Here is a 23816-nt window from a genome sequence, read left to right as displayed (position 1 = left end):
GGCGCCGGCCGACATCGGACATCCGCGGTGTCCGGGAATCTCCAGCGCGCTGCCGGGTCATGGCGGCGCCGGGCCCGCGGCATGCCACCATCGCAGTCCCCACCTGTTCAAGGCTTTTCCCCGACCGATGCAACCGCCCTTCCCACTCCGCCCCCCTTTCCCCCCGCTTTCCGCCCCGGGCCCCGCAGGAGGCCGTCCATGAGCGCCCTGCAGGCCTGGGCCGCCTGGGCGGGCACGCACCCGCTGGCCTTCTGGGGCGCGGGACTGTCGGCCGTGCTGGCGGCCACCCTGCTGGCGCGGAGCTCGGCACTGGCCGCCGCGCCGCACTGCGCACCCTGGGCAGTGCGCTGGTCCGCGCCGCACCATGCCGTGGCACGCCTCTGGGCGGCCCTGGCCGCCTCGGCGCTGCTGATGTGGGGCTGCGCCGAGCTGCTGGGTTTCCTGGCGCGGGAATGGTCGGCCCCCACCGCATGGGCAGCGCGGATGGACGAAACACTGGCCGGCACCCTGCGCGCACGGGCAGGCCTGCCCACGCTCACCCTGTTCGCGCGGGTCACGCATGCGGGCGACACCCAGGTACTGGCCGCGCTGGCCGTGGTGGTGGGCATCGCGCTCTGGTGGCACCGCCACCGACTGCTGGCCGCCTGCTGGGCCGCGACCATGGCGGGCAACGGGCTGCTCACCCGAGGTTTCAAGCACGCCTTCGAACGGGTGCGGCCGGAACACACGCATGGCGTCTCGGTGGCCGAAGGCTACAGCTTCCCGAGCGGGCACAGCAGCAGTTCGCTGGTCGCCTACGGCATGCTGGCCTATCTGGCCGTGCGCCTGCTGCCGGGGCGCTGGCACCTGCCCGCCCTGCTCGCCGCCGCGTCGGTGGTGTTCACGGTGGGCTGGAGCCGGGTGGTGCTGCAGGTGCACTATGCGAGCGACGTGCTCGCGGGCTGGGCCACCGGAGGCGCCTGGCTGGCCTGCTGCGTGCTGGTGGCGAACGGCGTGGGCCACTGGCACCGCGCCCGCGGCGCCGCGGCGGCCTGATTCAGGGGGCGGACGGCCGGGACGCGCTGCGCTCCGCAGCCAGCGACGCGGCGAACACGGCCAGACCGCCGAAGGCGAGCAGCACGCCCACCCAGCCGGTGGACGTCCATCCCAGGCCGGCCGCGATGGCCACGCCGCCGAGCCAGGCACCCAGCGCATTAGCGCAGTTGAAGGCCGAATGGTTGAGCGCGGCGGCCAGGGTCTGGGCCTCGCCGGCCACGTCCATGAGCCGGATCTGCAGGGCCGGTCCGATGGCGACGATGGTCCCGAGCAGGAAGGTCGCCACTGCCGCCGTGGCCACGTGCTGCGCGGCGAACACGAAGCCGCCCAGCACCACCACCGACCAGGCCAGCAGGCCGCCGATGGTGCGCATCAGCGCGCGGTCCGCCAGCCGGGCGCCCACGAGGTTGCCCGCCACCATGCCCGCGCCGAAGAGCGCCAGCACGAAGGGCACGCCCCCCACCGGCAGGCCCGCCACTTCGGTAAGCGTGGGCTTGATGTAGCTGAAAACCGAGAACATGCCGCCGAAACCGATGGCACCGATGCCCAGCGTGAGCCAGACCTGTTTGCGCCGCAGCGCCCCGAGCTCGCGCCAGGGGCTCGCGGCCGCGTCCGGCGGCATGTAGGGCACGCCCTTGCGCACCATCGCCATCGCCAGCACCGCGATCGCCCCGACGAACACGAAGGCCGCACGCCAGCCGAAATACTGGCCCAGCGCTGCCGCGATGGGCACGCCCGCGAGCGTGGCCCCCGTCAGGCCCAGCATCACGAGGCCTACCGCGCTCGCGCGCCGGCCCGGCGGCGCGAGCGACGCGGCCACCAGCGCGGCCACCCCGAAATAGGTGCCGTGCGGCAGGCCGGTGACGAATCGCAGCAGGTTGAGCGACAGGTAGCCCGGAGCCATCGCGGAGGCGAAATTGCCCAGTGCATAGACGGCCATCAGCGCGATGAGCAGCGCGCGCCGGCCCCAGCCCGCCGCGAGCACGGCCAGCACGGGCGCGCCGATCACCACGCCCAGCGCATAGGCGCTGATGACGTGCCCGGCCTGCGGGATGGTCACGCCGATGTCGCGCGCCACTTCGGGCAGCAGACCCATGATGACGAACTCGCCCGTGCCGATGGAAAAGCCGCCCAGGCCCAGCGCCAGTACGGCCCGCAGCAGGGTGCGGTCGTCCCGCGGGGTGGCCATGGAGGGGGTCGCCGCCGGGGCATCGGCGTCGCGGGGCAGGGAAGGCGTAGTCATGGAAGAAGCGGCGTGCGGCAGCGCCGGCCAGGAAAGCGGACCGTGCGCGGGGAGAGGCAATGCAGGGTTAACCCGCAGGGCTGGAGAACATATCACGCCCTGCCCGCGCCTGCAGCGGGCGGGATTTGCGGCCTTGCCGTATGCTGCCCGGCACGCGGCATCCGCCACCACGGCGGGATCCTTCCCGTCCCCCTCTTCCTCCTCCAAGGGCTGCCCCATGAACGACGCCTTTCCCGACGTGCGCCTGCTGGTCTTCGACATCTTCGGCACCGTGGTGGACTGGCACGGCAGCATCGTGCGCGAGATGCAGGCACTGCACCCTCAGGTGGACGCCGACGCCTTCGCCCTGGCCTGGCGCGAGGGCTACCAGCCCGCCATGCAGCGGGTGCGCAGCGGCGAACTCGGCTGGACGCGCATCGACGAGCTGCACCGGACCATCCTCGACGGCCTGCTGCCCCGCTTCGGCCTGGCGCATCTGGCCGAGAACGAGCGCCGGCACCTGAACCGCGCGTGGCACCGGCTCGCGGCCTGGCCCGACAGCGCGGCGGGCCTGCAGCGGCTCAAGCGGCGCCGCACCATCGCCACGCTCTCCAACGGCAACATCGGCCTGCTCACCGACATGGCCAAGGGGGCCGGCCTGCCCTGGGACTGCATCCTGAGCGCCGAGGTGTTCCGCGCCTACAAGCCCGACCCGGCGGTGTACCTGGGCGCTGCCCGCGTCTTCGACCTGGAACCCGCGCAGGTGATGATGGTGGCCGCGCACCACGAGGACCTGGAGGCCGCGCGCGCCTGCGGCCTGCGGACCGCGTACGTCGAACGGCCGCACGAGTTCGGCGCGGCCCGCGCCAAGGACGTCTCGCCCCGGCCGGGCAACGACCTGCACTGCACGGACCTGGGCGCGCTCGCGGACGTGCTGGCAGGTCCGGCCTGACGCACGGCGCGCCTGCCGCTTCAGGCCGGCAGGACCGCGCGCAGGCCGCCGCCGTGCGCCCAGCACAGCCAGCCGGGCGGAACGCCTTGATATGGATGAACACCTTGTCGCCGCCTTCCAGCGGCTCGATGAACCCGGAACCCCGCGCGCCGTTCCAGGACGCGATCACGCCGTCGAACTGCATGCGCGTCAGCCGGGGGCCACCATCCCCTGCACGAAGCGCCGCACCTGGGCATCGAATTCCGGGCTGGTGGCGGTGAACTCCACCCCCGCCAGCACCTGGGGACCGGTGGTGTTGAGGGTGACCACGCGCGCATACACGTCGCGGGCCTGGTAGCGCGCGATCGGCAGGTCGAATGCCAGGCGCAGCTCGCCATGCAGCGGCACGGGCTCGCCCAGTTCCAGCAGCGCGCCGTGGTAGCCCATGTCGCGCACCGAGCAGGCCACCAGGTGGGGAAGCACCGCGCCGTCCTGCACGAGCTGGCAGGTGCACGGCAGGTTGGCCTCCACCCGCAGGCTGCGGCGGAATTCCTGCCGGGGCACCTTGAGCCGCCGGCTCGGCACGGCCACCAGCTCGCGCAGCGACAACGGCTCGGCAAGGCCCTTGACGAAGACGTGCGACGGCGCCGACACCGACGCCATCGTCCAGCAGCGCTGGTACACCGCCTCGCTCACCAGCACCTGCCCGCGCAGCGCGAAGGCGCGCAGTTGGGAGGCCTCGGCCACCACTGCGCCCAGCAGCACGGACGCCTGGCGTCCGCCGCGGGGCGGAGCGAGATCGCCGAGCAGCGCGGTACCGAAGGCGATGCCCACGCCCACGTACACCGGAGGCATCCGCTCCTCGCGGAAGGCGTCGTTCAAATCCTTGAGCGCCATCTGCAGCGCCACGGCGTACATGGCCGCGCGCTGCACGCCGTCATCGGCGCCCCTGCCATCGCCCTCCGGCTCCCCTTCCGCCGACGGGAACACCACCGCGGCGCCCTCGCCCGTCCAGTGGTCGAGCACGCCACCATAGGCGGGCAGCAGGCCGTGCAGGCAGCCGATCACGCGCTCCATCCAGTCACGGGAGCGGTCTGGAGGCATGGACGCGGCCATCTGCGCGAAATCGCGGATGCCGGCCTTGAGCAGCGTGATCTCGCGCTCCTGCAGCGGGAGTGCCCCGGGACCGGCAGGCAGGTGTGCTCCGGGCGCATCGGACGCATCTGGCGCGTCCGGAGCTTCGGGGCCGGGAACGGGAGGAACAGGCATAGGGGGCAAGGGGGCCGTGCGCGGGTCTCGGTAGGTCGGTCCGTCGGATTCGGTACCGGGCGGCCCCAGGGCCTGGCCGGCATCCGGCAGCATAGGCGGACGGCCGCGCGGCGGTCAAGCCGCGCGCCGGCGCCCCGCCCGCGCCACGGCCATGCCGGCCCGGCACCGTCGCTTCGGCGTCACACCCGGAAGGCGCCCTCCTCCACGCGCCCATGCCAGGCGCCCGGCGGCGGGACAGCCGGGCCATCAGATCGCGACCAGTTGCCGGATGCCCCGCGCCTGCATCTCGCTGCCCGGCCCGCGCGCGATCACCTCGCCCCGCTCCATCACGAGGTACTCGTCGGCCAGCTCCTCGGCGAAGTCGTAGTACTGCTCGCACAGCAGCACGGACACCGGGTGGCCGTCCAGCCCCTCGTCCGCGAGGCGCCGGATCACCCGTCCGATGTCCTTGATGATGCTGGGCTGGATGCCTTCGGTCGGCTCGTCCAGGATCAGCAGCCGCGGGCTGGGCGCGAGCGCCCGCGCGATCGCCAACTGTTGCTGCTGCCCCCCCGACAGGTCCCCGCCGCGCCTTCCCAGCATCTGTTGCAGCACCGGAAACAGCGTGTAGAGATGCTCCGGCACGGGCGTGGAACCGCTCTTGTAGGCCAGCCCCATGCGCAGGTTCTCCTCCACCGTCAGCCGGCCGAAGATCTCGCGGCCCTGCGGCACGAAGCCGATGCCGGCACGGGCGCGCTCATAGGGAGTGCGGCCCTGGATCGGCTGGCCCTCCCAGGTGATGGTGCCGCTGCGGATGGGCACCAGGCCCATGAGGCTCTTGAGCAGCGTGGTCTTGCCGACGCCGTTGCGGCCGAGCAGGACCGTGACCTTGCCGGGGGACGCGGCCAGGCTCACGTCGCGGAGGATGTGGGAGCCGCCGTAGTATTGCTGGAGGTTGTGGACGGTGAGCATGTTTTGGGTTCTTTTAAGGGCGGGGGCCGGGTCTCGCCCCGGCGGGCGAGTCACTTTCTTTCGCTTCGCCGAAAGAAAGTAACCAAAGAAAGGGCGACCCTGCTGTCTGCGACCCCGTTCGCCCGATGGGCAAACGGGGCAACCTGGGGTGCTCGGGGGTGGGGTGTGCCGTGGAACTCGCTGCGCGCACTGCGTGCGCTACGCTCGGACAACCACGGCAAGTCAGTTCTCGATGCGGGCGTGTCCTTCGGCACGCCCGCCACCCCACCCCCTGCGCGCCCCAGGCGCATCCAGAAGGGGTGACCCGGGCCTTCGCGTTGCTCGGCCCCCAGGCCGTCGCTGCGCTCGGCCAAGGCCACCACCGCTCTGCCCCACAAAAAAACCGTGCGCGGTGCGCAGCACTCGCGCACCAAAGGCCGAGCGAAGCAATGGCCCGTGTACGGCACCCCGCCCTCGTGGCTGCGCCGAGGAGCGCAGGGCGCGGGGCGGGCAGGCGTGCCGCAGGACACGCCTGCTTCGTGATCTGACTCGCCGTGGTTGTCCGAGCGCAGCGCACAGAGTGCGCGAAGCGAGTTCCACGGCGCCGCCCCGCGTCCGAGCACCGCAGGCTGCCCCCTTCGCCCCCACGGGGCGAAGGGGGACGCAGACACCAGGGCTCGCCTTTTCTTTGCCTACTTTCTTTTGGCGAAGCAAAAGAAAGCAGGTGCGCCGCCGGGCGCACATCCCGGCCCCGGAAAACAAACGCAAAGCAACAACGAAAAACCATCACCGCCCCAAATACACCTCGATCACCCGCTCATCCCCCTGCACCTCGTCCAGCGTCCCCTCCGCCAGCACGGCGCCATCGCACAGCACCGTCACCTTCTCGGAGATCGCCCGGATGAACGACATGTCGTGCTCCACCACCATCAGCGAGTGGCGGCCCTTGAGGGAGAGGAACAGCTCGGCCGTGCGCGCCGTCTCCTCGTCGGTCATGCCCGCCACAGGTTCGTCGAGCAGCAGCAGCCTGGGGTCCTGCATGAGCAACATGCCGATCTCCAGCCACTGCTTCTGCCCATGGCTCAGCTCTCCCGCCGGGCGGGCCGGCTGGCGGGACAGGTGGATGGTCCGCAGCACCTCGGCCAGGCGGTCCGACTGGGCCGAGTCGGGCTTGAAGAACATCGAAGATGCCACGCCCTTGTGCGTCTTCAAGGCGAGTTCGAGGTTCTCGAACACCGTAAGCTGCTCGAACACCGTGGGCTTCTGGAACTTGCGGCCGATGCCCAGGGCTGCGATCTGCGGCTCGTTGTGGCGCAGCAGGTCGATGGTGCTGCCGAAGAACACCGTGCCCCGGTCGGGCCGGGTCTTGCCGGTGATGATGTCCATCATCGTGGTCTTGCCCGCACCGTTCGGACCGATGATGCAGCGCAGCTCGCCGGGCGCGATGTCCAGGTTCAGGCCGTTGATGGCCTTGAAGCCATCAAAGCTCACGTGCACGTCTTCCAGGTAGAGGATGCGGCCGTGCGCCACGTCCACCTCTCCGGGGACGGCCAGCCGCGAGAAACCTGCGGCGCGGCCGCCGGATTCGGTCCGCCCCCGGGCCTCCGGGGCATGCGCGGCGCCTGCGCGGCGCGCGCCTTCTTCCATCAGGTCGGGGGTCATGCCGCGCCCTCCTCTTTGCGCAGGCTCGCGGCGTTGGCGGCGTTGGCAGCCGGTGCCTGGATCTTCTTCGGCCGGCGCAGCAGGCCGACCACGCCGTTGGGCAGGAACAGCGTGACGGCGATAAACAGCGCGCCCAGGAAATACAGCCAGAACTCCGGAGCCGTCACCGTGAGCCAGCTCTTGGCCCCGTTGACGAGGAAGGCGCCCACGATGGGCCCGATCAGCGTGGCGCGCCCGCCCACCGCCGCCCAGACGGCGATCTCGATGGAGTTGGCGGCGCTCATCTCGCCCGGGTTGATGATGCCCACCTGCGGCACATAGAGCGCGCCGGCCACGCCGCACATCATGGCGCTGATGGTCCAGATGGCGAGCTTGTAGGGCAGCGGCGAGTAGCCCGAGAACATCACGCGGGTCTCTGCGTCGCGGATGGCCTGCAGCACCCGGCCGAACTTGGAACGCACCAGCCACCGGCCCAGCAGGAAAAAGCCCAGCAGCGCCAGCCCCGTGAGCACGAACAGCAGCATGCGCATGTTCTGCGTGGCGATGGGCTGCCCCAGGATGCGCTTGAAGTCGGTGAAGCCGTTGTTGCCGCCGAAGCCCGTCTCGTTGCGGAAGAAGAGCAGCATGGCCGCATACGTCATGGCCTGCGTGATGATGGAGAAATACACGCCCTTGATGCGCGAGCGGAAGGCGAAATAGCCGAACACGACGGCCACCAGCCCCGGCACGGCCACGATCAGCACCAGCGTGGCGATGAAGCTGTCCGACAGTGCCCAGTGCCAGGGCAGCTCCTTCCAGTCCAGGAACACCATGAAATCGGGCAGGTCGCTCTTGTAGTTGCCGTCGCGGCCGATCTGGCGCATGAGGTACATGCCCATCACGTAGCCGCCCAGCGCGAAGAAAAGGCCATGGCCGAGGCTCAGGATGCCCGTGTAGCCCCAGATCAGGTCCATGGCCAGCGCGCAGATGGCGTAACACATGATCTTGCCGACCAGGGCCACGCCGTAGTCGGAGAGGTGGAAGGCGCTGCCGGCCGGCACGAGCAGGTTCAGCGCCGGCGCCACCGCGCAGACCGCGATCAGCACCACGATGAAGGCCGTCCAGCCACCGCGTGTGAGCAGCGGTGCCGGGGCGGGCAATTGGATGGGGGGTGAAGTGATCATATTTTTTCAGCGTTCGGCACAACGAGCGACCGCAACTACCGTCACGGCCCGCGCCAGCAGCCGCCGCGCAAGGGCCGCCCCGCCGCGCCGGCGGCGTCCCCTCTCCCGCATGGCGCAGCCATGCGGGAGAGGGGGGAAGGAGCGAAGCGACACAGGGGGGTGCCTCATATATACCTAGTCTGCAGTGCGGCCCTTCACCGCAAAGATGCCCTGCGGCCGCTTCTGGATGAAGACGATGATGAGCACCAGCACGGCGATCTTGGCCAGCACCGCGCCCGCCCAGCCCTCGAGGAATTTGTTGAGAACACCCAGGCCCAGCGCGGCATAGACGGTGCCCGCGAGCTGGCCCACGCCGCCCAGCACCACGACCATGAAGGCGTCCACGATGTAGCCCTGGCCCAGGTCCGGCCCCACGTTGCCGACCTGGCTCAGGGCGCAGCCCGCCAGGCCCGCGATGCCGGAGCCCAGCGCGAAGGCATAGGTATCGACCCGCGCGGTGTTCACGCCCATGCACGAGGCGATGGGCCGGTTCTGCGTCACGCCGCGCACGAACAGCCCCAGCCGCGTGCGGCCGATGAGGAAGGCGACGCCGCCCAGCACCGCGAACGCAAAGGCCACGATCACCAGCCGGTTCCACGGCAGCTGCAGGTTCTCCAGCAGCTGCACGCCGCCGCTCATCCAGGCGGGGTTTTCCACGCCCACGTTCTGCGCACCGAACAGGCTGCGCACCAATTGCTGCAGCATCAGGCTGATGCCCCAGGTGGCCAGCAGCGTCTCCAGCGGCCGGCCGTAGAGAAAGCGGATCACGCCGCGCTCCAGCACCGCGCCCATGAGCGCCGACGCGAGGAACGCCGCCGGCACGGCCGCGACGAGGTACGCATCGAACGCACCCGGCAGGTAGCGCTGGAACAGCCCCTGCACCACATAGGTGGCGTAAGCGCCGATCATCATGAGCTCGCCATGGGCCATGTTGATGACGCCCATCAGCCCGTAGGTGATGGCCAGGCCCAGCGCCACCAGCAGCAGGATCGATCCCAGGCTGAGTCCAGAGAACAGCGCGCCCAGGCGCTCGCCCCACTGCAGCCGTGCCTCCACGGCCTTCAGCGCGGAGTCGAGGGCTGCGCGCACCTTCGGGTCCTGCTCGTTGCGCAGCTGCTCCAGCAGCACCGTGCGCGTGGCCGGGTTGCCGCTGCCGGCCAGGGCCTGCGCCGCCAGCTGGCGCTGCGCCGGATCGCTGGCCGAGAGCTGGATGCGCGCGCGGATCGCCTCGAGCCGTGCCTTGAGCCCGGGCTCGCGCTCGGCGGCCAGGGCCTTGTCGATGAGCGGCAGCCGCGCCTCGTCGCTCTCGTCCTTCAGCGCATCGATCGCCGCGCGGCGCTGCGCCGCATCCGGCGACATGAGCTGCAGCGAGGCCAGCGCGGTGTCGAACTCGCCGCGCATGCGGTTGTTGTTGACGACGTCCTCCGCATCGTCCGGCACGCTCACCGGCGCACCGGTGACCGGATCGACCCCCTTGCCGTCCTTCACCACGATGGCCCGGCCGCCCGCGATCTTCACCGCATCGTCGGCCATGGCCCGGATGAAAGCCACCGTGGCCTCGTCGGGCGTGGCAACGGCCTGCTGCAGCGCCGCGATCCGCTCGTCGGTATCGCCCGCGGCCATCGCCCGCGCCGCCTCCGCCGTGAGCGCATGCGCCTGCACCGCCACGCACAGCAGCAGGCAGGCGATCAGACGATGGAAGAAGGTGATGGACATGTGAAAAGAAGGAATCAACAGACGAAATGGCGAAGCCCGGCAACCTTTGCAAAAGCGCGTGGCGCGAGCCACCGCGCGGCCCAGGCCAGCAGACGCCGCGGAACGGGCTTCGCCCGGCCGCTGGCGTCGTCCCCCTGCCCGCCGTGCGCAGCACGGCGAGAGCGGGGGGAAAGGCGCGCAGCGCCTCAGGGGGGTGTCACTTCTTCTCAGGCTCATCCTTCTTCTTGTCATTGCCCTCGATGTACGGGCTCCACGGCTTGGCCTTGACCGGGCCGGGCGTCTTCCACACCACGTTGAACTGGCCGTCGGCCTTGATTTCGCCGATGAACACGCTCTTGTGCAGGTGGTGGTTCTTCTCGTCCATCTTGCTGACGATGCCGCTGGGCGCCTGGAAGGTCTGGCCGGCCATGGCGGCGATCACCTTGTCCACGTCGGTGCTCTTGGCCTTCTCCACGGCCTGCTTCCACATGTGGATGCCGATCCAGGTGGCTTCCATCGGGTCGTTGGTCAGCGGCTTGTCCTTGTGGCCGGGGATGTTGTTCTTCTTGGCGTAGTCGCTCCACTGCTTGATGAAGGCCGTGTTGGTCGGGTTCTTGATCGACATGAAGTAGTTCCATGCCGCCAGGTGGCCGACCAGGGGCTTGGTGTCCACGCCGCGCAGTTCCTCCTCGCCCACGCTGAAGGCCACCACGGGCACGTCCTTGGCCTTCAGGCCCGCGTTGCCCAGTTCCTTGTAGAAGGGCACGTTGGAGTCGCCGTTGATGGTGGAGACCACGGCGGTCTTGCCGCCCTGGCTGAACTTCTTGATGTCGGCCACGATGGTCTGGTAGTCGGAGTGGCCGAAGGGGGTGTACTTCTCGTCGATGTCGGAATCCTTCACGCCCTTGGATTTCAGGTAGGCGCGCAGGATCTTGTTGGTGGTGCGGGGATAGACATAGTCCGTGCCCAGCAGCACCCAGCGCTTGGCACCGCCGCCATCCTTGCTCATGAGGTAATCGACGGCGGGAATGGCCTGCTGGTTGGGCGCGGCGCCGGTGTAGAACACGTTCTTGGAGAGTTCCTCGCCCTCGTACTGCACGGGGTAGAACAGCAGGCCGTTCATTTCCTCCACCACCGGCAGCACGGACTTGCGGCTCACGCTGGTCCAGCAGCCGAAGATCACCGAGACCTTGTCCTGGCCCAGCAACTGCTTGGTCTTCTCGGCGAACAGCGGCCAGTTGGAGGCCGGGTCCACCACCACGGGCTCGAGCTTCTTGCCCAGCACGCCGCCCTTGGCGTTGATGTCCTCGATGGCCATCAGCACCGTGTCCTTGAGCACGGTTTCCGAAATGGCCATCGTGCCCGAGAGGCTGTGCAGCACGCCGACCTTGATGGTGTCCTGGGCGTGGGCGGTGATACCGGCGCCAGCCAGCGCCACGGCGGCGGTGAGGGCCTTGAGGGTGAATCGGCGTTGCATATGCAGGTACTCCATAGGGTGGTTGATGGCATCCGTCGAACACGCTGTAGGTCCTGTCCGACGCATGGAGGCCATCCTAGGGACGCCCCGCCTTCGCCGGAATACGCCGGAGGGCGTACGCCGCCGCTGCCCCGTCCCGCGCTCCCGGCCCCCCGACCGGAAGCCCCAAGCCGATGCAGCCAGCCCGATAGCCGTGCACGGGTGCACCACATCGGGTCCGCAACGCGCATTCCGGCGGGTTTTCCCCCATGGAATGGCTGGCACACGAGTTGCATGATGATCTGCATCAAGTCGTCTGTCGACAGCCGACCGACCAACCACCGCACACCCAGATTTCTGGAGGTCCCTTTGGAAACAGCAGAACTCCATTCCCCACGCACCGGTGGTGAACACCGTTCCCCCATGTCCCCTGCGGAGCGCCAGGTGCGCCGGGATCTGGCGGCGGCCTACCGCCTTGTCGCCCTCTACGGCATGGACGACAGCATCTACACCCACATCTCGGCGCGCGTGCCGGGCACCGGGGACCAGTTCCTGATCAACCCCTTCGGCATGCTGTTCCGCGACATCACGGCCTCTTCGCTCGTGAAGATCGACCTGGACGGGAACCTGATCGAGCCCGGCGAATACGACGTGAACCCTGCCGGGTTCACGATCCACAGCGCCGTGCATGCCGCGCGGCACGATGCGGCCTGCGTGCTGCACACCCACACCGTGGCCGGCGTGGCCGTGTCCTCGCTGGCCGGCGGACTGCAGCCCTGCAACCAATGGGCGCTGCAGTTCCACAACCGCGTCACCTACCACGCGTTCGAGGGCATCGCCCTGGACCTGGAAGAGCGCGAGCGCCTCGTCGCGGATCTCGGCCCCACCTCGCGCGCGCTGATCCTGCGCAACCACGGGCTGGTGACCCTGGGCCGCAGCGTGGCCGAGGCCTTCATCCTCATGCACAACCTGGAGCGCGCCTGCCGCGTGCAGGTCGCCATCCAGGGCACCGGGCAGGCCGTGAACCCCGTGCCCGAGGCGGTGTGCGAACTCACGGCGCGCCAGTACGAAAGCGGCGACACGAACCGCCTGGCCGCCCAGCCCACCGATCCCTATGCCCGCGAATGGCGCGCCCTGCTGCAGCGTCTGGAGCCGCCCGGCGCCGCCTCGTTCCGCGACTGAGCCCCTGCGCCCGAGCCTTCCCACACTCCCCCACCCGAAAGGTCCGCCACGATGAAACGCCGCCACCTGATCCAAGCCGTTCCCGCAGCCCTCGGCCTGTCCATCGCCGGGGTGCCCCTGCACAGCCTGGCCCAGGCCAGGAAAGGCGTCGTCAACGTGCTGGTCCAGCCCGAGCCGCCCGGCCTGATGATGGGCATCGTGCAGAACGGCCCGACGCAGCTGATCGCAGGCAACATCTACGAAGGCCTGCTGCGCTACGACGAGAAGCTGCAGCCGCAGCCCCAGCTGGCCACGTCCTGGACGGTGAGCCCGGACAGCAGGACCTATGTCTTCAAGCTCAAGCCGAACGTGAAGTGGCACGACGGCAAGCCCTTCACGGCCGACGACGTGGTGTTCTCGTGCGACGTGTTCCTGCGCAAGACGCACGCGCGCTTTCGCGCCAGCCTGGCCTACGTGGAATCGATCAAGGCGCTGGACCCGCTCACCGTGGAGTTCAAGCTCAAGCAGCCCTTCGGGCCCTTCCTCGGCATTTTCGAGAACGGCACCATGCCGATGGTGCCCAGGCACATCTACGAAGGCACGGATTTCCTCACCAACCCGGCCAACGCCACGCCCATCGGCACCGGGCCGCTCAAGTTCAAGGAATGGGCCAAGGGCTCCTACATCCACCTGGTGGCCAACGAAAGCTACCACCAGCCCGGCGCCGTGACCATCGAGAGCGTGTACTTCCACGTGATCCCGGACGCCGCCGCGCGCGCCGCGGCTTTCGAATCCGGCAAGGTCGACATCGCGCCCGGGGGCACGGTGGAGTATTTCGACGTGGGGCGCCTCTCCAAGCTGCCCGGCGCGGCCGTCACCACCAAGGGCTGGGAGTTCTTCGCGCCGCACAGCTGGCTGTGGATCAACAACCGCACCAGGCCGATGGACAACGTGAAGTTCCGCCAGGCCATCTGGACCGCGATCGACCGCGACGCCATGGCCAAGATCGCCTGGTACGGCTTCGCCAAACCGGCCACGGGCCCGTTCAACAGCCACATCGCCTACGCCAGCGACGACGTCGCCAAATACCCGCGCGACATCGCCAGGGCCAAGAAGCTGCTGGCCGAGGCCGGCTACAAGGGCGAGACCCTTCGCCTGCTGCCCCTGCCCTACGGCGAATCCTGGCAGCGCCAGGCCGAGATCGTGCGCCAGAACCTCACGCAGGCGGGCATCAAGATCGAGATGGTCGCCACCGACGTGGCCGGCTGGAACCAGCGCTGCAACGAGTGGGACTTCGACCTGGCCTTCACCTACGTCTACCAGTACGGCGACCCGGCACTGGGCGTGGGCCGCAACTACACCACCAGCAACATCGCCAAGGGCTCGCCGTTCAACAACGTGGCCGGCTACTCGAACCCGAAGGTCGACGAGCTGTTCGCCGCCGGGGCCATCGAGAGCGATCCGGCCAGGCGCCGTGCGATCTACCTGGAGGTGCAGAAGATCCTGGTCGACGAAGTGCCCGTGGCCTGGCTGCACGAGATCAACTTCCCGACGCTCTACCGCACGAAGATCCAGAACGTCGTGAGCTCCGGCATCGGCCTGAACGACAGCCTGGGCCGCGTCAAGCTGGCGTGATCCGGCCGGCCTGACCTTCCCCTCCCCGCATGCGGTGGGCTCGCCCGCCCGGGCCGCCGCATGCCAGAACCCGAGCTTGCGATGAAACGACTCCAGTTCATGTCCGTGCGCATCCTGCAGGGCCTCCTGGCCCTGCTGGTGATCGCCACCGCCAACTTCCTGCTGGTCCGGGCCGCGCCGGGCGACCCGGTGTCCATCATGGCCGGAGAGGCCGGCGCGTCCGACCCGCAGTTCGTGGCCCAGTTGCGCACGCAGTTCGGGCTGGACCAGCCGCTGCCCGTGCAACTGGCGAACTACCTCGGCCACGTGGCGAAGCTGGACCTGGGCTACTCGTACCGCCAGCAGCAGCCGGTGGCCGACCTGATCCTGGAGCGCCTGCCCGCCACCCTGCTGCTCACGGGCACGGCCTTCGGCCTGTCGCTGTTGTTCGGCATCGTGCTGGGCGCGCTGGCCAGCCGCCATGCGGGCCGATGGCAGGACAGCCTCATCACCGTCGTGGCCCTGGTCTTCTACGCCACGCCGCTCTATTGGCTCGCGATGATGGCCGTGCTGCTGTTCACCGTGCAGTTCGACCTGCTGCCGGCTTTCGGCTTCTTCACCGTGGGCGCCGACCTCACCGGCATGGCCAAGGCGCTGGACATCGCCAGGCACCTGGTGTTGCCCGCGCTCACGCTGGCGCTGTTCTACATGGCGGTGTATGCCCGCATGACGCGGGCCTCGATGCTGGAAGTGGCGCAGATGGACTTCGTCAAGACCGCGCGCGCCAAGGGCGTGCACCCGGGCCGCATCCAGCGCAGGCACATCCTGCGCAACGCGCTGCTGCCCGTGGTCACGCTGGCCGGCATCCAGGCCGGCGGGATGATCGGCGGCGCCGTGCTGACCGAAACCGTGTTCGCCTGGCCCGGCATCGGCCGGCTCATGTTCGACGCGCTGCTGCAGCGCGACTACAACCTGCTGCTGGGCTGCTTCCTGTTCACCGCGGCCATGGCCGTGCTGTTCAACCTGATCACCGACTTCGTCTACACGCTGGTCGATCCCCGCATCGAACTCGGCTGAGGAGCCACCCCATGAAAAGCAGTTTCTGGCGGCGCTTTTGCCGCAACAAGGGCGCCGTCTTCGGCCTGGTCGTGCTGATGCTGGTCGGCCTGGTCACCGCGCTGGGCCCTTTCATCGCGCAGAACAATCCCTGGGACATGGTCGGCATGCCGTTCGCCCATCCGGGCACCGAGGCGGGCCTGCCGCTGGGCACCGACACCATGGGCCGCGACATCTTCGCGGGCATCATCGCCGGCGCGCGCGTGTCGCTGCTGATCGGCGTGGTCTCCACCGTGGTGTCGCTGCTGATCGGCGTGTCCATCGGCGCCATCGCGGGCTACTTCGGCGGCTGGGTCGATGCCACGCTGATGCGCTTCACCGAGCTGTTCCAGGCCGTGCCGAGCTTCGCGCTGGCCATCGTGCTGGTGGCCATCTTCGAGCCCTCGGTGGGCTCCATCGTCGCGGCCATCGCGGTGGTTTCCTGGCCGCCCGTGGCGCGGCTGGTGCGCAGCGAATTCCTCACGCTGCGCCAGCGCGACTTCGTGGCCGCGGCCCAGCTCGCGGGCCAGTCCACGCCGCGCATCATCCTGACGCAGATCCTGCCGAACGCGGCCTCGCCCATCGTGGTCATGGCCTCGCTGATGGTGGCCACGGCCATCCTGCTGGAGTCGTCCCTGAGCTTCCTGGGACTGGGCGACCCGAACCAGATGAGCTGGGGCTACATGGTCGGCTCGGCGCGCACGGTGCTGCGCCAGGCCTGGTGGATGGCCGTGTTTCCGGGCATCGCCATCCTGCTGACCGTGCTGGCACTGAACCTGGTGGGCGAAGGCCTGAACGACGGCCTGAATGCGCGCGCCGACGGGAGAGGAAAATGAAGATGGACAAGATCGAACTGCCCGTGCTGGACATCCAGGGCCTGGACATCCGCCTTCCGCAGGGCGGCGACCGCACGCTCGCCGTGCAGGGCGCGTCGCTGCAACTGCTGCCGGGCCAGACGCTCTGCGTGGTCGGCGAATCGGGCTCGGGCAAATCCATGATCGCCAACGCCATCATGGGCCTGCTGCCGCGGCCGCACGTGGAACCCGTGGCCGGCAGGATCCTGTTCGACGGCCACGACCTGCTGCAGCTGAGCGAAACGCAACTGCGCGCGCTGCGCGGCCGGCGCATGGGCATGGTGTTCCAGGAGCCGATGACGGCATTGAACCCCGTCATGCGCATCGGCGAGCAGATCGCCGAGGTGTTCGATGCGCACGTGAGCCTGCCGGCGGCGGAGAAGCGCCAGCGCATCCTCGCCGCCCTGGCCGACGTCGGGCTGCCCGAGCCCGAGGTGCTGATCGACAGCTACCCTTTCCGCCTGTCGGGCGGCCAGCGGCAGCGCGTGATGATCGCCTGCGCGCTGGTGCTGGAGCCGGCCCTGCTGATCTGCGACGAGCCCACCACCGCGCTGGACGTGACCACCCAGGCACAGATCCTGAAGCTCATCCGCGAACTGCAGCAGCGCAAGGGCACGGCCGTGCTGTTCATCACGCACGACTTCGGCGTGGTCTCCGAGATCGCGGACCAGGTCGTCGTGATGCAGACCGGTCAGGTGGTCGAGTCCGGCCCCGCCTCCGCCGTGCTGGCCCGGCCGCAGCACGCCTACACGCGCAAGCTGATCGCCGCCATCCCCGACGGCCGGGTGCGGCAGCCGGTGCAGGACCGCGCCATCGAACGCGTGCTGCAGGTGCAGGATCTCCACAAGACCTACGTGACGGGCGGCAGCCTGTTCAGGAAGGGCCGGCGCGTGGAAGCGGCCAGGGGCCTCTCGTTCGACCTGCGGCTCGGCGAGACACTCGGGCTGGTCGGCGAATCCGGCTCCGGCAAGTCCACCGTGGGCCGCTGCATCGTGGGCCTGGCGCCGTTCGACAGCGGGCGCATCCTGTTCCGGGGCCGCACGCTGCAGTCGGGCGAGCAGTTCCGCCAGCAGGCCCAAGGGAAGATCCAGATGGTCTTCCAGGACCCGTATGCCTCGCTGAACCCGCGCCACCGCATCGGGGCGGCCATCGCGCAGGGCCCGATCGCCCAGGGCCTTCCCAGGGACCAGGCCATGGCCCGCGCCATGGAGCTGCTGGAACTCGTGGGCCTCAAGCCCGACGCCGCCGACCGCTTCCCGCACGAATTCTCCGGCGGCCAGCGCCAGCGCATCGGCATCGCGCGCGCGCTGGCCATGGAGCCGCAGCTGCTGGTGGCCGACGAGCCCGTCTCCGCGCTCGACGTATCGGTGCAGGCACAGGTGCTCAAGCTCTTCGCCGAAGTGCGCGAGCGCTTCCAGCTGGCGATGGTCTTCATCACGCACGACCTGCGCGTGGCCGGCGAGATGTGCGACCACATCGCCGTGATGCAGCGCGGCGAGATCGTCGAATACGGCGAGACGGCGAAGGTGCTGGCCGACCCGCAGCATGCCTACACGCGCACGCTGATCGAGGCGCAGCCCCGCCTGTCGGCGGCAGCGGAGGTGGCCCACGCATGCGACTGAACAACGTGCGCCTGAACATCGCCCTGGTCTCCGACCAGATCGCCATGGATTACCTGCGCCCGGCCTTCGCGGCGCGCTTTCCCGGGGCCATACTGCACCGCTTCGATACCGAGGTGCAGTCGCCCGACGCGCTCGCCGACATCGACGTCGCGGTCTGCTGGTCGCCGCCCGCCGGCCTGCTGGCATGCATGCCGAAGCTGCGGCTGATCCAGTCCGTGGGGGCCGGCACCGACCACATCACGCGCGACGCCACGCTGCCCGATGTGCCCATCCGCCGCATCGTCGATGCCGAGATGGCCGCGGGCATGAATGCGTATGTGGCCTGGGCCGTGGTCCATGGCCAGCGCCACATGGCCGGCTACATCGAGAGCCAGCGCAGCGCCACCTGGCAGGAATCGCCCGTGGTGCCGCCGGGCCGGCACCGCGTGGGCATCGCCGGGCTGGGCGTGCTGGGCCAGTCGGCCGCGCGCGCCCTGGCGGCCATCGGCTACCCGGTGCGCGGCTGGAGCCGCAGCCCCAAGAGCGGCCTGCCCGAGGGAGTGCAGGCCTTCCACGGCGACGCGGGGCGCGAAGCATTCCTCGCGGGCTGCGACACGCTGGTCTGCCTGCTGCCACTGACCGACGACACGCACGGCATCCTCGGTGCGGACCTGTTCGCGCAACTGCCGCGCGGCGCCCACCTCGTCAATGCCGGCCGCGGCGCGCAGCTCGTGCAGGACGACCTGCTCGCCGCGCTGGAGAGCGGCCAGGTCGGCTCCGCCGTGCTCGACGCCTTCGTGGAAGAGCCCCTGCCCGCCGCGCACCCGTTCTGGCACCACCCGCGCATCACCGTCACGCCGCACATCGCCACGCGCACCGGGCCCGAGACCATCGCCCGGCTGACCCGGGACAACCTGGCTCAGCTTTCCGTGATCGCCTGAGCGTCCGAACCACCGAGGAGCCCCCATGGCCAAAGACACAATGAGCACCGGCGACAAGGACGTCGCTACCCACCTGCATTCCTACACCAACCTGGCCGCGCTGCCGCAGACGCCGCCGCTCGTGATCGTGGGCGGCGACGGCATCCACGTCGTCGACGACCAAGGCAAACGCTACGTGGAGGCCATGTCCGGCCTGTGGTGCGCCTCGCTGGGCTTCTCCAACCAGCGGCTGGCGGCAGCGGGCGCCAGAGCGCTGCAGACCCTGCCCTACTACCACACGTTCAACCAGCGCACCAACGTGGCCGTGGCCGACCTGGCCGAGAAGCTGCTGGCGCTGGCGCCCGTGCCCATGGCGCGCGTGTTCTTCGCCAACTCGGGCTCGGAGGCCAACGACAGCGCGGTCAAGATGGTCTGGTACTACCACAACGCCATCGGCAAGCCGGACAAGAAAAAGATCATCGCGCGGCGCAACGCCTACCACGGCGTGACCGTGGCCGCGGCCAGCCTGGGCGGCCTGGACGGCAACCACCGCGACTTCGACCTGCCCATCGCCACCGCGCCGGCCGCGCGCTTCCTGCACGTGGACTGCCCCCACCACTACCGCTACGCGCACGATGGAGAGAGCGAGCAGGACTTCTCCACGCGCCTGGCCCGGCAGCTCGAAGACCGCATCCTGGCCGAAGGCCCCGACACCGTGGCCGCCTTCATCGCCGAGCCCGTAATGGGCGCGGGCGGCGTGCTGGTGCCGCCGGCCGGCTACTTCGAGAAGGTGCAGGCCGTGCTGCGCAAGTACGACGTACTGCTGATCGCCGACGAGGTGATCTGCGGCTTCGGCCGCACCGGCAACATGTTCGGCTCCACCACCTTCGGCCTGCAGCCCGACATCCTGTGCTGCGCCAAGGCGCTCTCCTCGGGCTACGTGCCGATCTCGGCCGTCATGGTGAACGACAAGGTGCACGGCGCCATCGCCGCGCACAGCGGCAAGCTGGGCAGCTTCGGCCATGGCTACACCTACTCGGGCCACCCGGTGGCCTGCGCCGTGGCGCTGGAGACGCTGCAGGTGTACGAGGACGAGCGACTGATCGACCACGTGCAGGCTCTGGCCCCGGCGTTCCAGGCCGGCATCCGCTCCTTCGCGGGCCGGCCCTGGGTCGGGAACGTGCGCGGTGTGGGCCTGATCGGCGCCATCGAGCTCATGGCCGACAAGACCACGCGCACGCCGTTCGCGGCCGACCGCAAGGCCGGCTACCGCTTCGCCGCGCTGGCGCTCGAAGAAGGCCTGATCGTGCGCGCCATGGGGGACAGCATCGGCCTGTGCCCGCCACTCATCATCACCCCCGATGAGCTGGCCGACCTGTTCGCGCGCTTCACGCATGCGATGGACCGCTTCGACGCAGAAATGGAAGTCCAGCCATGAAGGCCTTCTTCTCCGACGACCAATTGCTGCACGATCCGCAGCAGTACATGCGCGTGGGCCGCATCTGCAAGCCCGCCGACCTGCCCACGCGCGCCGAAGCCCTCATGGCCACGCTGGCCACGCGCGGCATCACCGTCACCGCACCACCCGATGCCGGCCGCGAGGCGCTGGAACTCGTCCACGCCCCCGATTACCTCGACTATCTGGAGACGGCGTTCGAGCGCTGGCAGCAGATCGAATCGTTCGGCCTGCAGCCTGGCATCGAGGTGCTGCCCAACATGTCGCCGCACGGTCCACGCGAGGGCGCCTGCCCCTCGCCCTCCATGCTCGCGCAGACCGGGTGGTACGTGGGTGACCTGTCCTGCCCGATCGGCCCGCACACCTGGCGCTCGGTGCTGCGTTCGGCCCATGCGGCGCTGGCGGCAGCCGGGACGGTGCGCGATGCAGGCGGCGTGGCCTATGCGCTGTGCCGCCCCTCGGGCCACCATGCCCAGCGCGCACGGGCAGCCGGCTTCTGCTACGTGAACAACAGCGCGATCGCCGCCGCCACCTTGCGCCAGGCGCATGCGCGCGTGGCCGTGCTCGACATCGACGCCCACCACGGCGACGGCACGCAGCAGATCTTCTACGGGCGCGGCGACGTGCTCACTGTCTCCACGCATGCCGACCCCGCGAACTACTACCCCTGGTACACGGGCTACGCGCACGAACGCGGCACGGGCGAAGGCGCGGGCTGCAACCTCAATCTCCCGCTCGCGCACGGCAGCGGCAACGCCGAGTTCGCGCGGGCGCTGGACGCCGCCACGGCCGCCATCGAAAGCTTCGCGCCCCAGGCGCTGGTGCTGCCGCTGGGCTTCGACACCTACAAGGACGACCCGATCAGCGTGCTGAAATTCGACATGGAGGCTTTCCGGCTGGCCGGCGCACGCGTGCGCGCAATGGGCCTGCCCACCGTGGTCGTGCAGGAAGGCGGCTACATGGTCGGGGCCATCGGCGCGGCGCTCGACGCCTTCCTGGAGGGACTCCAGCCATGATGCCGGCTGCCGCATGAGCGCACTCCCCGCCCCCGCACCCGGCGCACGCGGCGACGGCGCCGCCGTCGGCATCGCGCTGTTCCTGTGCGCGCTGGTGCTGTTCGCGGCCTACGACGCGTTCGCCAAGCACATGGTGGCGCACCATGCGCCGGCCGTCGTCAACCTGGCGCGCTACAGCGCCATCGCCCTGCTGGGCTTCGTGCTGCTGCTGCGCCATGGCGACCTCCGGCTGTGGAGGCAGCCGCACCAAAAGCTGCTCACGGCGCGCAGCGTGGCGCTGGCCATCGTGGCCACCTGCTTCATGGCGGCGCTCGTCACCATGCCGCTGGCGGAGGCCACGGCCATCTACTTCACCGCGCCGCTGATCATGGTCGCGCTGTCCCCCTGGATGCTCGGCGAACGCGTGGGCCGCACGCAATGGACGGCCGTGCTGCTCGGCTTCGCGGGCATGCTGTGCATCGTGCGGCCGGGCGGCAGCCTGCCGCTGGCCGGCACGCTGCTGATGGCCGTCTCGGCCGTCTGCTATGCCGTCTTCCAGGTGCTCACGCGCAAGCTCTCGGGCCTGGTGCCCGCACCCGTGCAGTTCGCGCACACGGCGCTGGCCTGCCTGCTGATCACCAGCCTGCCGATGCTGTTCTCTGCGCACACCACGCTGCCGCCCTGGCCCGAGCTGGCGGTGCTGGCCGCCGCCGGCGCGATCAGCGGCGGAGCCCAGTTGCTGCTGCTGGCCGCCTTCCGCCGCGTGGGCGCGGCCACGCTGGCGCCGCTCAACTACGTGCAGTTGCTGCTGGCCGTGCTGATCAGCACGCTGTGGTTCGAAAGGCCGCCGGACGCGCCGGCGCTGCTGGGCATGGCGCTGATCGCCGCCGCCGGCGTGTCCCTCGCCCGCGCGCGCCGTCCGGCATGATCCCCGCGCACCCGCAAGAGAAAAAACTTCCCATGAGCAACAGCACCCGCATTCCCGCCATCCCGGCGCCCGCCTTCTCCTCGATCCAGGTCCCCGACCTGGTCGGTGTGGTCGAGGCCCAGTTGCAGGACGCGATCCTCTCGGGCCGCATCGCCCCCGGCGAGCGCATCGTCGAGGCCGAGCTCGCGCGCCAGATGGGCGTGAGCCGCGCCCCCGTGCGCGAGGCCGCGCGCCGGCTGGAGAGCCTGGGCCTGCTGGTCTCGCGCCCGCGCCACGGCTTCGCGGTGCGCACGGTCTCGGCCAAGCAGGTGCGCGACCTGTACGACGTGCGCATCCAGCTCGAACTGCTGGGCGCCGCGCTGGCCTGCCAGCACGCGAGCGATGCAGACCTCGCCCGGCTCGACGCGCGCGTGGACGACATGGTCGCGCGCGCCGAGACGCTGCCCTCGGCCGAGCGCGTGGCGCTGGACCTGGACTTCCACTTCGCGATCAGCGCGCTGTCGGGCAACCACTATCTGCACCGGCTGTTCGACAACATGCAGACCGAGGTGCGCATGTTCCTCGCCCTGAGCGAAGGCAGCTACGGCGACCTGAAGCAGCTGGCCGAGACGCACCGCCCCATCGCCCACGCGCTGGCACGGCGCGACGTGGATGCCGTGCAGCACGCGCTGCGCTTCCACCTGGAGGACGCCAAGGCGCATGCCTCGAGCCTCTTCAAGACCTGAGATCGATCCTTTTCACCGGATACGGAAAGCCCTGCATGAAAGTCATCTACAGCGACCGGCACGTCGGCCACGATCCGCAGCAATTCATCGTGCGCGGCCGCATGCAGCGCAGCAACGAGCAGCCCGAGCGCGGCCATCTGCTGCTGGACGCCGCGCGCCGGCAGGGCCACGAGATCCTGGCGCCCGAGGACCACGGTCCCGGCCCGCGCGCAGCGATCCACACGCCGCAGTACCTGCGCTTCCTCGAGACGGCGTGGGAGCGCTGGCAGCAGCTCGAAGGCGCGTCCGAAGAGGTCCTGCCCAACGTCCACCCCTTTCCGGGCCAGCCCTTCACCTACCCCGACAGCCTGGTCGGGCAGGCCGGCTACCACATGGGCGACATGGCCTGCTCCATCGGCCGCCACACCTGGCATGCCGCGACCTGGTCGGCCCACGTCGCCACGCACGCGGCCCGGCTCGTGCTGGACGGCGAACGCGCCGCCTACGCGCTGTGCCGCCCGCCGGGCCACCACGCCTACGCCGACCGCGCCAACGGCTTCACTTATCTCAACAACGCCGCCATCGCCGCCCAGCACCTGCGCCAGCGGCACGACCGCGTGGCCATCCTGGACATCGACGTGCACCACGGCAACGGCACGCAGGGGATCTTCTGGCACCGCCGGGACGTGCTCACCATTTCGCTGCACGCCGACCCGCACTTCTGCACGCCCTTTTTCACCGGCCATGCGCACGAGACCGGCGAAGGCGAAGGCCTGGGCTACAACCTGAACCTGCCGCTGGCCCGCGGCACGCAGGACGAGGGCTTCCTCGCCGCGCTGGCCACGGCCACCGCCACGGTCCGCGCCTATGCGCCCGGCGCGCTCGTCGTGGCGCTGGGGCTGGACGCGCACGAGAACGACCCCTACCGCATGCTGGCCGTCAGCACGCCGGGCTTCGGCCGCATCCTCGGCGAGATCGCCCGGCTGGGCCTGCCCACCGTGCTCGTGCAGGAAGGCGGGTACCTGTCCGAAGATCTGGGGCCCAACCTGGAAAGCGCGCTGGCCGGATTCGAGAAGGCAGCCTGAC

Annotated in this window: 20 protein-coding genes; 13 read left to right on the top strand and 7 right to left on the bottom strand. The window is 69.8% G+C overall.

What is annotated here, in order from left to right; translation table 11 throughout:
• Window positions 1-198: 198 nt before the first annotated feature.
• On the top strand, window positions 199-1035 hold the full coding sequence (locus BLR05_RS20230) for a phosphatase PAP2 family protein (RefSeq protein ID WP_092838042.1): 837 nt from the start codon (window positions 199-201) through the stop codon (window positions 1033-1035).
• Between the two features lies 1 nt (window position 1036).
• Here BLR05_RS20230 and BLR05_RS20225 read toward each other — a convergent pair whose 3' ends face one another.
• On the bottom strand, window positions 1037-2278 hold the full coding sequence (locus tag BLR05_RS20225; RefSeq protein ID WP_092838039.1) for an MFS transporter: 1242 nt from the start codon (window positions 2276-2278) through the stop codon (window positions 1037-1039).
• A 217-nt stretch (window positions 2279-2495) separates the two neighbouring features.
• Here BLR05_RS20225 and BLR05_RS20220 point away from each other — a divergent pair, with 217 nt between their 5' ends.
• The gene (locus BLR05_RS20220; RefSeq protein WP_092838036.1) at window positions 2496-3209 is read left to right on the top strand and encodes a haloacid dehalogenase type II; all 714 of its coding nucleotides are present in this window, start codon (window positions 2496-2498) and stop codon (window positions 3207-3209) included.
• A gap of 189 nt (window positions 3210-3398) precedes the next feature.
• Here BLR05_RS20220 and BLR05_RS20215 read toward each other — a convergent pair whose 3' ends face one another.
• From BLR05_RS20215 to urtA, 6 genes are all read right to left on the bottom strand, one after another.
• Complete coding sequence (locus BLR05_RS20215) at window positions 3399-4457, bottom strand: PilZ domain-containing protein (protein ID WP_092838033.1); 1059 nt, start codon at window positions 4455-4457, stop codon at window positions 3399-3401.
• Window positions 4458-4703: 246 nt separating this feature from the next.
• Window positions 4704-5408: an urea ABC transporter ATP-binding subunit UrtE gene (gene urtE / locus BLR05_RS20210; protein WP_092838030.1), complete on the bottom strand. Its 705-nt coding sequence runs from the start codon at window positions 5406-5408 to the stop codon at window positions 4704-4706.
• Between the two features lie 765 nt (window positions 5409-6173).
• Window positions 6174-7049: an urea ABC transporter ATP-binding protein UrtD gene (gene urtD, locus BLR05_RS20205; RefSeq protein ID WP_092838027.1), complete on the bottom strand. Its 876-nt coding sequence runs from the start codon at window positions 7047-7049 to the stop codon at window positions 6174-6176.
• The gene (gene urtC / locus BLR05_RS20200) at window positions 7046-8212 is read right to left on the bottom strand and encodes an urea ABC transporter permease subunit UrtC (protein WP_092838024.1); all 1167 of its coding nucleotides are present in this window, start codon (window positions 8210-8212) and stop codon (window positions 7046-7048) included. Before urtC ends, urtD begins: the two co-directional genes overlap by 4 nt.
• 174 nt (window positions 8213-8386) lie before the next feature.
• On the bottom strand, window positions 8387-9967 hold the full coding sequence (urtB, locus tag BLR05_RS20195) for an urea ABC transporter permease subunit UrtB (RefSeq protein WP_092838021.1): 1581 nt from the start codon (window positions 9965-9967) through the stop codon (window positions 8387-8389).
• Window positions 9968-10163: 196 nt separating this feature from the next.
• Entirely contained in the window at window positions 10164-11423 is a 1260-nt protein-coding gene (urtA, locus tag BLR05_RS20190; RefSeq protein WP_092838068.1) for an urea ABC transporter substrate-binding protein, read from the bottom strand.
• A 276-nt stretch (window positions 11424-11699) separates the two neighbouring features.
• On the opposite strand from urtA, the gene BLR05_RS20185 reads away from it, so the two are divergent.
• The 11 genes from BLR05_RS20185 (at window position 11700) to BLR05_RS20135 (ending at window position 23815) form a co-directional block, all read left to right on the top strand.
• Window positions 11700-12584, top strand: a complete 885-nt coding sequence (locus BLR05_RS20185; protein ID WP_377778063.1) for a class II aldolase/adducin family protein — start codon at window positions 11700-11702, stop codon at window positions 12582-12584.
• Window positions 12585-12635: 51 nt separating this feature from the next.
• The gene (locus BLR05_RS20180; protein ID WP_092838015.1) at window positions 12636-14198 is read left to right on the top strand and encodes an ABC transporter substrate-binding protein; all 1563 of its coding nucleotides are present in this window, start codon (window positions 12636-12638) and stop codon (window positions 14196-14198) included.
• Window positions 14199-14279: 81 nt separating this feature from the next.
• Window positions 14280-15254 carry an ABC transporter permease gene (locus BLR05_RS20175; RefSeq protein ID WP_092838012.1) on the top strand — a complete coding sequence of 325 codons (975 nt, stop codon included), beginning with the start codon at window positions 14280-14282 and terminating at the stop codon, window positions 15252-15254.
• Window positions 15255-15265: 11 nt separating this feature from the next.
• Entirely contained in the window at window positions 15266-16108 is an 843-nt protein-coding gene (locus BLR05_RS20170; protein WP_092838009.1) for an ABC transporter permease, read from the top strand.
• 2 nt (window positions 16109-16110) lie between these two features.
• Entirely contained in the window at window positions 16111-17748 is a 1638-nt protein-coding gene (locus BLR05_RS20165) for an ABC transporter ATP-binding protein (protein ID WP_092838065.1), read from the top strand.
• Window positions 17739-18668, top strand: a complete 930-nt coding sequence (locus tag BLR05_RS20160; RefSeq protein WP_167361305.1) for a 2-hydroxyacid dehydrogenase — start codon at window positions 17739-17741, stop codon at window positions 18666-18668. Before BLR05_RS20165 ends, BLR05_RS20160 begins: the two co-directional genes overlap by 10 nt.
• A gap of 25 nt (window positions 18669-18693) precedes the next feature.
• Window positions 18694-20085, top strand: a complete 1392-nt coding sequence (locus BLR05_RS20155; RefSeq protein WP_092838007.1) for an aminotransferase — start codon at window positions 18694-18696, stop codon at window positions 20083-20085.
• Entirely contained in the window at window positions 20082-21119 is a 1038-nt protein-coding gene (locus tag BLR05_RS20150; protein ID WP_092838004.1) for a histone deacetylase family protein, read from the top strand. Before BLR05_RS20155 ends, BLR05_RS20150 begins: the two co-directional genes overlap by 4 nt.
• Before the next feature lie 13 nt (window positions 21120-21132).
• The gene (locus tag BLR05_RS20145) at window positions 21133-22026 is read left to right on the top strand and encodes a DMT family transporter (RefSeq protein WP_092838001.1); all 894 of its coding nucleotides are present in this window, start codon (window positions 21133-21135) and stop codon (window positions 22024-22026) included.
• 32 nt (window positions 22027-22058) lie between these two features.
• Window positions 22059-22751 carry a GntR family transcriptional regulator gene (locus BLR05_RS20140; protein ID WP_092837998.1) on the top strand — a complete coding sequence of 231 codons (693 nt, stop codon included), beginning with the start codon at window positions 22059-22061 and terminating at the stop codon, window positions 22749-22751.
• A gap of 35 nt (window positions 22752-22786) precedes the next feature.
• Entirely contained in the window at window positions 22787-23815 is a 1029-nt protein-coding gene (locus tag BLR05_RS20135) for a histone deacetylase family protein (RefSeq protein ID WP_092837995.1), read from the top strand.
• Window position 23816 lies beyond the last annotated feature (1 nt).

Source organism: Paracidovorax cattleyae (assembly GCF_900104515.1).
GTDB lineage: Bacteria > Pseudomonadota > Gammaproteobacteria > Burkholderiales > Burkholderiaceae_C > Paracidovorax > Paracidovorax cattleyae.
This window is presented reverse-complemented; position numbering and strand designations above follow the sequence as displayed.